Source organism: uncultured Granulicatella sp. (assembly GCF_963515095.1).
Lineage (GTDB): Bacteria > Bacillota > Bacilli > Lactobacillales > Aerococcaceae > Granulicatella.
The window spans coordinates 1-13119 of the sequence record NZ_CAUPXD010000004.1 but is presented as its reverse complement, the minus strand read 5'-3'; the positions used below and the strand labels follow the sequence as shown (position 1 = coordinate 13119).

Annotated in this window: 11 protein-coding genes; 9 read left to right on the top strand and 2 right to left on the bottom strand. The window is 33.4% G+C overall.

Going from position 1 to position 13119, the window contains the following annotated elements; translation table 11 throughout:
- Positions 1–5: 5 nt before the first annotated feature.
- Entirely contained in the window at positions 6–1016 is a 1011-nt protein-coding gene (gene nrdF, locus RWL86_RS01825; RefSeq protein WP_314076900.1) for a class 1b ribonucleoside-diphosphate reductase subunit beta, read from the top strand.
- A 36-nt stretch (positions 1017–1052) separates the two neighbouring features.
- Here the strand turns inward: nrdF and RWL86_RS01820 are convergent, their stop codons facing one another.
- Positions 1053–1607 (bottom strand): DNA-3-methyladenine glycosylase I, encoded by a 555-nt coding sequence (locus RWL86_RS01820; protein ID WP_314076899.1) that lies wholly within the window; start codon positions 1605–1607, stop codon positions 1053–1055.
- A gap of 399 nt (positions 1608–2006) precedes the next feature.
- Between RWL86_RS01820 and glyQ the strand changes: the two genes are divergently transcribed.
- From glyQ to RWL86_RS01780, 8 genes are read left to right on the top strand one after another with little or no spacing between them, the layout of a single operon-like run.
- Complete coding sequence (glyQ, locus tag RWL86_RS01815; RefSeq protein WP_040507500.1) at positions 2007–2888, top strand: glycine--tRNA ligase subunit alpha; 882 nt, start codon at positions 2007–2009, stop codon at positions 2886–2888.
- A gap of 32 nt (positions 2889–2920) precedes the next feature.
- Positions 2921–4996, top strand: coding sequence for a glycine--tRNA ligase subunit beta (gene glyS / locus RWL86_RS01810; protein ID WP_314076898.1), 2076 nt, complete (start codon positions 2921–2923; stop codon positions 4994–4996).
- Positions 4997–5026: 30 nt separating this feature from the next.
- Complete coding sequence (obgE, locus tag RWL86_RS01805; protein ID WP_314076897.1) at positions 5027–6334, top strand: GTPase ObgE; 1308 nt, start codon at positions 5027–5029, stop codon at positions 6332–6334.
- A gap of 8 nt (positions 6335–6342) precedes the next feature.
- On the top strand, positions 6343–8163 hold the full coding sequence (locus tag RWL86_RS01800) for an acyltransferase family protein (RefSeq protein WP_314076896.1): 1821 nt from the start codon (positions 6343–6345) through the stop codon (positions 8161–8163).
- An 8-nt stretch (positions 8164–8171) separates the two neighbouring features.
- A complete protein-coding gene (gene rnz / locus RWL86_RS01795) occupies positions 8172–9098 on the top strand; it encodes a ribonuclease Z (protein ID WP_314076895.1) in 927 nt (308 codons plus the stop codon).
- A 1-nt stretch (position 9099) separates the two neighbouring features.
- On the top strand, positions 9100–9900 hold the full coding sequence (locus RWL86_RS01790; RefSeq protein ID WP_314076894.1) for an SDR family oxidoreductase: 801 nt from the start codon (positions 9100–9102) through the stop codon (positions 9898–9900).
- A 17-nt stretch (positions 9901–9917) separates the two neighbouring features.
- Complete coding sequence (gene recJ, locus RWL86_RS01785) at positions 9918–12233, top strand: single-stranded-DNA-specific exonuclease RecJ (RefSeq protein WP_314076893.1); 2316 nt, start codon at positions 9918–9920, stop codon at positions 12231–12233.
- Between the two features lie 2 nt (positions 12234–12235).
- Entirely contained in the window at positions 12236–12763 is a 528-nt protein-coding gene (locus RWL86_RS01780; protein WP_006702792.1) for an adenine phosphoribosyltransferase, read from the top strand.
- Here the strand turns inward: RWL86_RS01780 and RWL86_RS01775 are convergent.
- The coding region (locus RWL86_RS01775) for a hypothetical protein (protein WP_314076892.1) at positions 12729–13119 on the bottom strand (391 nt) is incomplete at its 5' end. The genes RWL86_RS01780 and RWL86_RS01775 overlap by 35 nt on opposite strands.

Genomic DNA, 13119 nt, shown 5'->3' with positions numbered 1-13119 from the left:
TTATCATGAGTGAGAAACGATATTTTAATGAAATTTTGTCACAAAATGCTTCTGCCCCAGTAGCTTATTATAAAGCGATTGACTGGAACCAAGTAGAAGATATGATTGATAAAATGACATGGGAAAAGTTAACCGAGCAATTTTGGTTAGATACTCGTATTCCTGTTTCAAATGACTTAGATGACTGGAGAACATTATCCCCAGCTGAAAAAGATGTTGTAGGGAAAGTATTTGGAGGATTGACTTTATTAGATACATTGCAATCTGAAGAAGGTGCAAGTCTGATGAAAGACTATGTTCGTACACAACATGAAGAAGCAGTATGGAATAATATTCAATTTATGGAATCTGTTCATGCGAAAAGTTATTCAACGATTTTCAGTACTTTACATACAAAAGCTGAAATCGAAGATATATTTGAGTGGACAAATAATAATGAGTTTTTACAGTATAAAGCTCAAAAAATTAATGAAATTTATCAAAGTAGAGATGCACTAAAAATGAAAGTTGCTTCAACGATGTTAGAAACATTTTTATTCTATAGTGGATTCTTTACACCATTGTATTATTTAGGAAACAATAAATTAGCCAATGTAGCGGAAATTATTAAATTAATTATTCGTGATGAATCAGTTCATGGAACTTATACAGGCTATAAATTCCAACAAGGATATAATGAATTACCTTTAGAAGAACAAGAAACTCTTAAAATGTGGGTTTATCAATTATGTTTAGAATTGTATCAAAATGAAGTGAAGTATACACAATCAATTTATGATCAAGTTGGTTGGACTGAAAAAGTAAAAGTATTCATTCGTTATAATGCGAATAAGGCTTTACAAAATTTAGGCTTTGATCCATTATTCCCAGATACAGCTGAAGATGTGGATCCAATTGTGATGAATGGTATTTCAACAGGTACAAGTAACCATGACTTCTTCTCTCAAGTAGGGAATGGTTATTTACTTGGAACAGTAGAAGCCATGGATGATGACGATTATTCTAAATGGATGTAATTAAAATAAAGACTTTTATGCACCGCATAAAAGTCTTTATTTGTGTTTGAATGGACAAGAATCAAGGTGATCATTGATGATGCCAGATGCTTGTAAAAATGAATAGAGGGTAGTTGGTCCGATAAACTTGAATCCAAGTTTTTTAAATTCTTTACATAATTGATCGGTAAGTGGAGTAGAAGATGGTACTTCTTCCATCGTTTCCCAGTGATTGATGATTGGAGTGTAGTTAAACTTATTCCATAAAAATTCATGAAAACTTCCGTATTGAATTTGTAATTGCAAAATAATTTTCGCATTTTGAATAGTGGCTTCAATCTTTTGACGATGACGAATGATGTTAGGATTTTGGAGTAAGTGTTCTACATCGTTTTTTGTAAATTGACTAACTTTATAGATTTCAAATTGTTCAAAAGCTTCTCTGAAACCTTCTCGTTTTTTCAAAATGGTCGACCAACTGAGTCCAGCTTGCATCACTTCTAAAGTCAAAATCTCAAATAGTTTTTGATCATCAAAGCAAGGAACTCCCCATTCTTCATCATGATATTTTTGGTCTAGTACAGAAATAGTTGCCCAAGCACAACGCATCAAATTCTCCTCCTTTAATAATGGGAAAATTATATCATGATGAAGTGGTAAAAGCTAACAAATGATTGATATAACTTGACTTTTGAAGGAAAAATCAGTAATATTAATGCAGTAAATATGACGTGGAAAATGAAACAATCATTCTAAATATGGATAGAGAGAACGGGATAGGTGGAAGCCGTTTGATAGAGAATGAATTGTGGCGCATTGGAGTCAATAGCAAATGAAGCTTAGAGTTTTCTAAGAAATTAGGGTGGAACCGCGATGAATCGTCCCTATGTATGCTTTTTTAGTGTACATAGGGATTTTTTTATAGGGAAAAGGAGGAAAGACTTCGTTTTACAATAAGAGATTCAAGATGAATTTTATCCTGTCATAAAAATTATAGAAAGTAGGAATACTATGTCAAAAAAATTAACAGTACAAGAAATTATTTTAACATTACAAAATTATTGGTCAAATCAAGGCTGTTTATTATTACAAGCTTATGATACTGAAAAAGGTGCTGGAACAATGAGTCCATATACTTTTTTACGTGCGATTGGACCAGAACCATGGAATGCTGCCTATGTAGAACCATCTCGTCGTCCAGCTGATGGTCGTTATGGTGAAAATCCAAACCGTTTATTCCAACATCACCAATTCCAAGTTGTGATGAAACCATCTCCTGAAAACATTCAAGAGTTATATATTGGAAGTTTAATTGCATTAGGGATTGACCCATTAGAACATGATATTCGTTTCGTTGAAGATAACTGGGAAAATCCATCATTAGGCTGTGCTGGTCTTGGATGGGAAGTATGGTTAGATGGAATGGAAGTCACTCAGTTTACTTACTTCCAACAAGTAGGGGGATTAGAATGTCATCCAGTAACAAGTGAAATTACTTATGGATTAGAACGTTTAGCTTCTTATATCCAAGAAGTAGAAAGTGTTTATGATTTAGTCTGGACTGGTGATGTAAAATATGGAGATATTTTCAAACAACCAGAATTTGAACATTCTAAATATGCATTTGAAGAAAGTAATCCTGAATTATTAATGCAATTATTTACTGAATATGAAAAAGAAGCAACAATCCTAATGGAAAAAGGTCTTGTTCACCCAGCTTATGACTGTGTATTAAAATGCTCTCATGCCTTTAACTTAATGGATGCACGTGGCATTATTTCTGCGACAGACCGTGCAGGATTTTTAGGTCGTATTCGTAAAATGGCACGTACCATTGCTAAAACATTCGTAGCTGAAAGAGAATCGTTAGGATTCCCATTATTGAAAGACTAATAGGATAGATTAGTAACATTAGGAGGACAATTATGACAAAATCATTATTATTAGAAATTGGTTTAGAAGAATTACCAGCGCAATATGTTCGTACAAGTTCAGAACAATTAGCAACTCGTGTAGAAGACTTTTTCAAACAAGAAAACTTAGCATTTGAATCTGTAGAAGCTTTTGCAACACCAAGAAGATTAGCTGTTCGTGTAAATGGATTAGAAGAAGAGCAAGAAGATCGTGTTGAAATTTTTAAAGGTCCATCTCTAGCAATTGCACAAAAAGATGGAGCATGGACAAAAGCTGCTGAAGGATTTGTTCGTGGAAAAGGTTTAACAACAGACGATATTTATGTAGAAACTATTAAAGATGTGGAATATATTCACGTGAAACAATTATTAGAAGGTAAATCTACAAAAGAAGTTGTTAAGAAATTATCTTCAGTTATTACTGATATGAAATTCCCAGTTACAATGCGTTGGGCTGCTCATACGTTTGAATATTTACGTCCAATTCACTGGATTGTTGCTTTATACGGAGAAGAAGTCATTGAAGAAATTCAAGTATTAGATGTAAAAGCTGGACGAGTTTCAAGAGGACATCGTTTCTTAGGAAAAGATACTGAGATTGCTAGCCCAGAACAATATGAAAAAGCTTTAGCGGAACAATTTGTAATTGTAAATCAAGATGAAAGAAAAGCATTAGTTCGTAAACAAATTGAAGCATTAGCGGCTAAAAATGCTTGGACAGTTCCAATTGATGAAGAATTATTAGAAGAAGTAAGTTCTATTTTAGAATATCCAACAGCATTTGCTGGAACATTTGATGAAAAATATTTAGTCGTTCCAGAACCAGTATTAGTCACTTCTATGAAAGAACATCAACGTTATTTCGTAGTGTACAATGCTCAAGGTGAATTACAACCTTACTTCATTTCTGCTCGTAACGGAAATGACTACATGATTGAAAATGTGGCAAAAGGAAATCAAAAAGTATTAACAGCTCGTCTAGAAGATGCTTTATTCTTCTATGAAGAAGATAAAAAAGTTCCAATGACAGCATTCTTGAAGAAATTAGAAACATTAAACTTCCATGCTAAAATTGGCTCAATGACTGAAAAAATGAATCGTGTTCAATTATTAGTTGGACGTATTGCAAATGAATTAAACTTAGATGCAAAAGATGTTGAAACAGCTCAACGTGCAGCTGAAATTTATAAATTTGACTTAGTAACGAATATGGTTGGTGAATTCCCAGAATTACAAGGAATTATGGGTGAAATTTATGCGAAAAATTATGGAGAAACTCCAGAAGTAGCTAGAGCGATTCGTGAACATTACATGCCAATTAGTGCAGATGCTGAATTACCTTCATCAGTTCCAGGTGCATTATTAGCGATTGCAGATAAATTAGATACATTCTTAAGCTTTACAGCAGCAGGTATGTTACCAACAGGATCAAATGACCCTTATGCATTACGTCGTCAAGTAATGGGATTAGTACAAATTTTAGAAGCGTTCGAATGGCACTTAGACATTGATGATTTCGCTAAAACCTTATTAGCATTGGATTATGCATCATTCTTAGTGGATAAGAAAGAAGATGTTCAAGCATTTATTTTAGGATTTATTCGTGAAAGACTTGCTCAAAGAATGACCACAGTAACAAAACGTCATGATATTATTGAAGCGGTATTGAATTCTAACTCTAAGAGTGTACCAGAACAAATGAAAGCTGTAGCTGTGTTAGAAAAAGAAGTATCTAATGCGGCAATCAAAGATATTACTGAAGCATTAAACCGAGTGATTAATATTAGTGCAAAAGGATTTGCAGAAGCTCGTCATTCTTCAGAATACTCATTAGATAAAGTTGAGACAGAAAGTGAACGTCAATTAGTAGAATCAATTGCTACTTTAAGAAAAGACTTCGAGAACTATTCAGCTCAAGAAAAATTTGCTGCATTTGCATCGATTACTCCAAAAATTCATGAATTCTTTAATGAAAATATGGTCATGGTCGATAATGAAGAAATTCGTACAAATCGTTTACGTTTCTTACGTGAATTAGCACTAATGATTTTAGAGTTTGCTGACTTCACAGAGTTAATTGTTAAATAGTCACTAAAAATATGAAAGGAGAGAATCCTAATGGCAGTTTTTTATGATCGTGCGACGATATGGGTGAAAGCCGGAGACGGTGGTAACGGTATGGTAGCATTTAGAAGAGAAAAATACGTCCCAGATGGAGGTCCTGCTGGTGGAGATGGCGGACGAGGCGGTAGTGTCATTTTTAAAGTCGATTCAGGACTTAGAACGTTATTAGATTTCCGTCACAAACGTCATTTTAAGGCAAAACCTGGTGAAAATGGGATGAGTAAAAGTATGTATGGTCGTGGAGCAGATGACTTAATTGTTAAAGTACCTGCTGGAACGATTGTTCGTAATGCTCAAACAAAAGAATTGATTGCAGACCTAGTAGAAGTAGATCAAGAAGTAGTAGTAGCAAAGGGTGGTCGTGGAGGCCGTGGAAATATTCGCTTTGCTACTCATAAAAATCCTGCTCCAGATATTGCTGAAAATGGAGAACCAGGAGAAGAATTTGAAATTGAATTAGAATTAAAAGTATTAGCAGATGTTGGTTTAGTTGGATTCCCATCTGTAGGAAAATCAACTTTATTGTCGGTGATTTCTAGTGCAAAACCAAAAATTGCGGATTATCATTTTACAACTTTAAATCCACAATTAGGGATGACACAAGCTCCAAACGGTGAACAATTTGTTGTAGCCGATCTTCCTGGATTAATCGAAGGAGCTCATATGGGTGTTGGTTTAGGAATCCATTTCTTAAAACATATTGAACGTACAAAGGTATTACTGCATGTTATTGATATGGCTTCAATGGAAGGAAGAAATCCTTATGAAGATTATCAAGTGATTATGCAAGAACTAGGTTCTTATCATTTAAGATTACTAGAACGTCCAATGATTATTGTGGCAAATAAAATGGATCAACCACAGTCTGAAGAATTATTAGAACAATTTAAAAAAGATTTACAAGAAAACTTACCAGATGGTCAAGAAATGCCTGAAATTTTCCCGATTTCTGCTTATCGTAAAGATGGCTTACAAGCACTACTAGCAAGAACAGCAGAAATACTAGAAGAAACAGAATTCTTCCCGTTAGATGAAGTACAAGAAGCTCAAACGCATATGGTTTATGGGTTGGAAGAAGAACGTCCATTTGATATTACAAGAGATCCTGATGGTACATGGGTATTATATGGAGATAAATTAGAAAAATTATTCTTAATGACGAATATGGAACATGATGAATCTGTGATGCGTTTTTCACGTCAATTACGTGGAATGGGTGTTGATGCTGCTTTACGTAGTCAAGGTGCTGAAAATGGAGACATGGTTCGAATTCGTAAGTTTGTTTTTGAATTTGTCGATTAGGTGATGTCATGATTGATAGAACTGAAATTGAAAAACGAGATTATATCGCAGCTTTTGATGGTTTAAGAGCCATTGCGATTATGAGTATAGTAGGCCATCAAATGATGGCTTACCGTATTCCAGGTGGATTTCTAGGCTTAAATATCTTTTTACTATTATCAGGCTATTTTATGACTGCTAGTCTAATGGATTCTTTAATGAAAAATGGAAAAGTACCATTAAAATCATTTTTAACGAAAAGATTAAAACGAATTATTGTCCCAACTTTTGCGATGATAGTAGCAGTAATTTTCTATTTACTGTTATTTCAAAGGGAACTTTTAGTGAATTTAAGAAGTACGATGGTTTCCAATTTATTCTTTATGAATAACTGGTGGCAAATTATTCAGGAAAATGATCATGCGATAACGGTATTAACGCAATCGCCATTTTCTCATTTATGGTATATGTCATTAGCAGTTCAATATTATTTATTGTGGCCAATTTTATTTGTATTTTTAAGTGTGATGATTAAAAAACATCAAGTGTTACAAAAGATTGTCATTGTATTGTTAGTGGCTTCCGTATTATTAATGATGACGAAAGATTTTTCAAATGCCCATTTCTTAAGAATTTTCTTTGGAACGGATACACGAGCTTTTTCTGTTTTAATGGGAGCAGTTGTAGCGTTAGTATTTCCGATTCAAAAATTTTATGGAGAATACAAGCAAAAATATCGTTATGAGTCAGTGATTCGTTTTGTACCAATTGTATTATTAGTTCTATTCTTGTTTACACTGAAAGAACATAGCTCTATTACATTTAGAGGCGGCATGTTTATTTTTGATATTATTGTGGCTGTTTTATTGATGATTTCTTTACATCCTAAATCAGTGACCTCTTTATTCTTCCGTTTAAAACCTTTAACGGTTATCGGTAGAAGAAGTCTTTCTTATTATTTATGGTACTTACCATTATCGGTTTTATACCAAGCTAAGATTGGAGATACAAGTTCTACCCCCGTTTTACATAGAATGGTAGAAATTGTGTTATTAGTTATTTTAGGAGAACTTTGGTATCAATTATTTGAAAGAGGAAAATTCACTAAAGTAATGCAACGATTAACATCACAGTGGAGTCACTCAACACGTAAAACAGTAAAAATAGTGTATCATTTTTCAATTATCATGATTTTAGTAATTGGATTTATTCAAGCAAGTCCAAGATTATCTGCTCAAGAATCAGCTTTACAAGAAGTATTATTAACTAGTGAATCTTTATCAAAAAATACTCGAAATACTGATAAAAAAATCGTTAAAACAATTAATAATATTCAAGGACTGAGTCGAGAAGAAACGGTTTTTAGTTCGAATACTTCTATTACTTTTATTGGTGATACGATGTTATTAGCGATGGCTCAAGAAATTCCAACATTATATCCAAATGCCGTGATTAGTGCCAATCGAGATCTTCAAGTGTATGAACTCGGTGGAATGATTGACCAATTGAAACAACAAAAACAATTGGGAGATATCATTGTATTAATGGTTGGAAGTAATGGAGCTTATACTAAAGGACAATTAGATGCTGTTTTGAAAAATATTGGTATGGATAAACAAATCTTCTTAGTGTCAAATACGATTAATCGTACATGGCAACGTGAAATTAATCAAATTTCGAATAATTTGGCTGAGAAGTATTCAAATGTTTATTATATTGATTGGAAAACAGAATCAAGTACGCATCCAGATTGGTTCTATGAAAAAGCGTCTATCGTGAATACAACTGGGGCACATCAACAAGGTTTGTGGATTGCTAAAATGATTTATCAAACATTAAGAGGTAGTTAGGAGCCATTATGGAATTACAATTTTTAGGTACAGGTGCTGGAGTTCCAGCCAAAATGAGAAATGTTTCGTCAATCGCTTTGAAACTATTAGATGAAAGAAATGAAATCTGGTTATTTGATTGTGGAGAAGCAACGCAACAACAAATTTTAAACACAACTATTCGACCAGGAAAAATAAAAAAAATATTTATTACGCATCTTCATGGAGATCATATTTTTGGCTTACCAGGTTTATTAACGAGTCGCTCATTCCAAGGTGGAGAAGATGAATTAACCGTTTATGGACCAAAAGGTATTAAACGTTTTATTGATGCAAGTATTTCAGTTTCATATTCTAAACTTAGCTATCCATTGAAAGTTATTGAATTTGAAGAGGATGGAGTATTATTTTCGGATCAACAATTTAAAGTAGAAGCGATGAAGTTAGAACATGGCATTCCTTCTTATGGATTTCGAATCACAGAAGCTGACCAAATTGGTGAATTAAAAGCTGATGAATTAAAAGCGCTAGGAGTGCCGTTTGGGCCTGTTTTTGGTCGCTTGAAACGTGGGGAAGTGGTCACATTAGAAGATGGTCGTGTGATTGATGGAAAAGAATATGTCAGTGAAGATATTAAAGGACGTATCGTAGTCATTTGTGGAGATACAAGATTTACTCCTAAAACGATTGCTTTAGCACAAAATGCAAATGTTCTCGTTCATGAAGCAACTTATGAAGCGGATAAAGAAAAAACTGCTCGTCAACATTTCCATTCAACAAGTAAACAAGCGGCAACGATTGCTTTAGAAGCGAATGTTCAACAATTATATTTAACTCATATTAGTGCGCGTTATTTAGGGCATCAAGTGAGTCAATTAGAACAGGAAGCTCGTAAAGTATTCCCGCAAACAAAAGTAGTCAAAGATTTTGATACATTTACGATTGGAAGAAATTAATATGGTAAAACGTGAACAGTTTTCAATAAATGGGAAAATGGTATTGATTACAGGAGCTAGTGGAGGCTTAGGCGAACAATTAGCTTATGAATGTGCCAAACAACAAGCTGGTTTAATATTAGTGGCAAGACGTGAGGAAGTTTTAAAACAAGTAGCCAACAATTGCCAACAATGGACGAATCAACCAGTTTATTACTATGCCTGTGATTTATCGAATGCAGTTGAAGTAGAATTACTATTAGAAAAAATTCAATCCATTGATGTCGATATTGTCATTAATAATGCAGGTAGAGGCTATTTAAAACAAGCCGTTGATTTATCAAAAGAAGAAATTGAAGAAATGTTACAATTGAATTTATACACTTTAATTCAAATCACTCAACAATATCTTCCTAAATTAATTCAGAAAAAATCAGGAATGTTTGTACAAATTGCTTCTCAAGCAGGGAAAACAGCAACTCCAAAAACTTCGGTTTATTCAGCTTCAAAATTTGGAGTGTTAGGTTATTCCAATGCTTTACGATTAGAATTAAAAGAACAAGGCATTCATGTAATGACGGTTAATCCTGGACCAATTGCGACTCAATTTTTTGAAAAAGCAGAACCAACAGGAAAATATTTAGCAAGTGTGTCTAGGTATGTTTTAACAAGTGAGGAAGTTGCTAGAAAAATTGTTCGAGGAATGAAACTTCAAAAAAGAGAAGTGAATGTACCGTATAGTATGAATCTTGCAGCAAAATTAAACTTTTGTTTCCCAAAAATTGGAGACTTTAGTATTTTAAAATTATTTAATAAAAAATAAGTTCTGGAGGTGATAGGATGTCTTTTGCAAATGCTAAATGGGATTTGGTCAATAAAGCAATAGAGGAAAGCTCTAAAGAAATTGCGAAAGCATTAGGACTTTCTCCTTTATTGATTCAAATTTGTAGGAGAAGAGGATATCAAACTGAGGAACAAATTCAAGAATTTCTATCATCTTCACCGACATTATGGCATGATCCATATTTAATGTATGATATGGAAAAAGCGATTCAACGGATTCAACAAGCGATTGAAACGGATGAAAGTATTTTAATATTCGGGGACTATGATGCTGATGGTATTACTAGTACAGCGGTATTATACGAAACATTAGAAATGATGGGTGCACAAGTAGAATATTACTTGCCGAATCGTTTTATAGATGGATATGGTCCGAATACTCGTGTTTTTGAAGAGTATCTTGAAAAAGGAGTATCTTTAATTATAACGGTTGACTGTGGAATTGCTGCTCATGAAAGTGTTGAATGGGCAATGGGTCAACAATGTGATGTTATTGTAACAGATCACCATGAGATTCCTCCTGTTCTCCCTAAAGCTTATGCAGTGATTCATCCTCGCCATCCAGATGGTGAATATCCATTTGGAGATTTATCTGGGGCAGGAGTTGCTTTTAAATTAGCACATGCCTTATTAGGAGAACTTCCTGTTGAATTAGCTGAAATTGCCTGTATTGGAACAATTGCGGATCTAGTTAGTTTAACAGATGAAAATCGTAGTTTAGTAAAATTAGGTTTACAACAATTAAATCAAACAGAGAGAATTGGATTAAGTTATTTATTTCAAGCGTTACAATTAACTCCTGGTTTAATAGATGAGAAAACAATAGGGTTTCAAATAGGACCTTGTTTAAATGCTCTTGGAAGATTAGGAGATGCGACTCCAGGTGTTGCTTTATTTACGACTTTTGATGATGAAGTCGCCCAAGAAGTTGTAACTTTAATGCAACAAGAAAATGCTAAGAGAAAACAAATTGTAGATGATATTACAAAAGAAGCATTGGAATTAGCTAAAGCACAAATGAATCAAAAAGTGTTAGTATTAGCTCAATCTAATTGGCATGAAGGTGTGCTAGGAATTGTTGCAAGTCGAATCGTCGAACAATTACAAAAACCGACGATTGTTTTAGGAATTCAATCAGATGGATTAATGGCTAAAGGTTCTGCAAGATCTTGCGCACAGTTTAATCTCTATGATGCACTATCGGCTTGTCAAGACACTTTGGCTAAATTTGGTGGACATCATATGGCTGCTGGACTCAGTGTAGAAACAGTGATGCTACCAGGATTTATGGAAGCTATCGAGACGTATGCGAAACAACATCCTGAATTATTTGAAGAAGAAAAAGTGATTAATATTGAAGAAGCATTATCACTTTCTCAAGTAAATGTAGAATTTATCGATTCTCTTCAAGCATTAAAACCTTATGGAACGAATAATGCTGAACCGATTTTTAAAATTAGTTCCGTAATAGTAGGTCAAAAACAAAAGATTGGAGCTCAACAGCAGCATTTAAAATTAACGTTGAATTCTGAACAGAATCAGTTACAGGCTTTAATTTTTAATAAAGGAGAATGGGCGGATAGCTTAAATCTTCAAGCAGAGGTTGAAGTCATTGGAACTTTAGAAATCAATGAATGGCAACAAAATCGCTTGCCTCAATTAATGTTAAAAGATATCGCTGTTAAAGATGCGTTAATTTTTGATTGGCGCACAAATAAAATTCGACCGGAACATCTATCAGTGAAGAAGGCAGCTTATTTAGTTGAAAGAGATGCTCTAAAACCATTAGTAAGTGAAAGAATTGATACAAGTTCTAAAGTCTTTTCAATGGAAGAATGGATAAAAGAAGAAAAACAAGCAGATTTTGAATCGATTGTAGTATTTGATTGTCCGCAATCTAAAGAAGTCATTCAAGAATTTCGTAAACATTTGTATACGCAAAAAATGTATATTATTGCGTATACACCTAAATCTATTATGACAATGGGAATCCCAACTAGGGAACGATTTGTGGCTGTTTATCAATATTTAAAAACACATTCAAATGTACCCTATAATGAAAAAACAGGAGAATTAGCCACTTATTTAAAAATTCCTTTAGATCAATTTAAAGTAATTTTAAAAGTGTTTTTTGAATTAAAATTTGTTATAATAGAAGACGGCTGTTTAAAATTAAATCCAGATTCCACATCTATGGATTTAATGCAGTCAACTTTAATGAAACAATTGCAAGAAGAACTTTGGCTCGAAAGAGTATTTATCTATAGTCAATTTTCTGAATTAACAAATTGGCTGACAAATATGGAGGAATAAAAATGAATTTGAAAAATTACATTGCAAGTGTACCAAACTACCCTAAAGAAGGTATTATTTTTAGAGATATTTCACCTTTAATGGCAGATGGGAAAGCATACCAATATGCGACACAACAAATCGTAGATTATGCAAAAAGTAGAGGAGCTGACATGATTGTTGGTCCCGAAGCTCGTGGATTTATCGTTGGATGTCCTGTTGCCTATGAATTAGGAATTGGGTTTGCTCCTGCTCGTAAAAAAGGTAAATTACCTCGTGAAACAGTTTCTGTTGAATATGATTTAGAATACGGTACTGCTGAATTACATTTACATAAAGACGCTGTAAAACCAGGACAAAAAGTATTAATTTGTGATGACTTATTAGCGACAGGTGGAACTATGGATGCTTGTGCAAAATTAGTTGAAAAATTAGGCGGAGAAGTAGTTGGTTTAGCATTTTTAGTGGAATTAACAGACTTAAAAGGCCGTGAAAAAATCGAAGGATATGACATCTTTACATTGATGGAATATACTGAAGATGAGAGATAATTAGAAAAATAAAAATAGAAATAGACTTTTCTGAATTAGCGGGGATATCCTTTTGGATTCTCATAAATGAACTAATCAGAAAAGTCTTTTTTATTGGTTGTTTGACAAATCCTGTTGGTGAGAAATCACCGATAGGATTTTTTACATGCAAAAAAGAGAAATCCAAGTTATGATTCAGTCGACTAAAAGCAAAAATCAAAGGAGGATTTCTCTCATGGACTATTGTAGGTTGTTCGACAAATCCTGTTGGTGAATCAATTTGATCACCTTCAGGATTTTTTGAAAAACCCAAATGTTTAAAAAAAATAATAGGATTAAAAAAAAAAAATTTATTGACGATTAAAAATTTTTTTAAA

Bases quoted from the DNA above. Each gene is read 5' to 3' on its own strand.
- nrdF (WP_314076900.1), top strand. From the start codon at position 6: ATGAGTGAGAAACGATATTTTAATGAAATTTTGTCACAAAATGCTTCT.
- glyQ (WP_040507500.1), top strand. From the start codon at position 2,007: ATGTCAAAAAAATTAACAGTACAAGAAATTATTTTAACATTACAAAAT.
- glyS (WP_314076898.1), top strand. From the start codon at position 2,921: ATGACAAAATCATTATTATTAGAAATTGGTTTAGAAGAATTACCAGCG.
- obgE (WP_314076897.1), top strand. From the start codon at position 5,027: ATGGCAGTTTTTTATGATCGTGCGACGATATGGGTGAAAGCCGGAGAC.
- RWL86_RS01800 (WP_314076896.1), top strand. From the start codon at position 6,343: ATGATTGATAGAACTGAAATTGAAAAACGAGATTATATCGCAGCTTTT.
- rnz (WP_314076895.1), top strand. From the start codon at position 8,172: ATGGAATTACAATTTTTAGGTACAGGTGCTGGAGTTCCAGCCAAAATG.
- RWL86_RS01790 (WP_314076894.1), top strand. From the start codon at position 9,100: ATGGTAAAACGTGAACAGTTTTCAATAAATGGGAAAATGGTATTGATT.
- recJ (WP_314076893.1), top strand. From the start codon at position 9,918: ATGTCTTTTGCAAATGCTAAATGGGATTTGGTCAATAAAGCAATAGAG.
- RWL86_RS01780 (WP_006702792.1), top strand. From the start codon at position 12,236: ATGAATTTGAAAAATTACATTGCAAGTGTACCAAACTACCCTAAAGAA.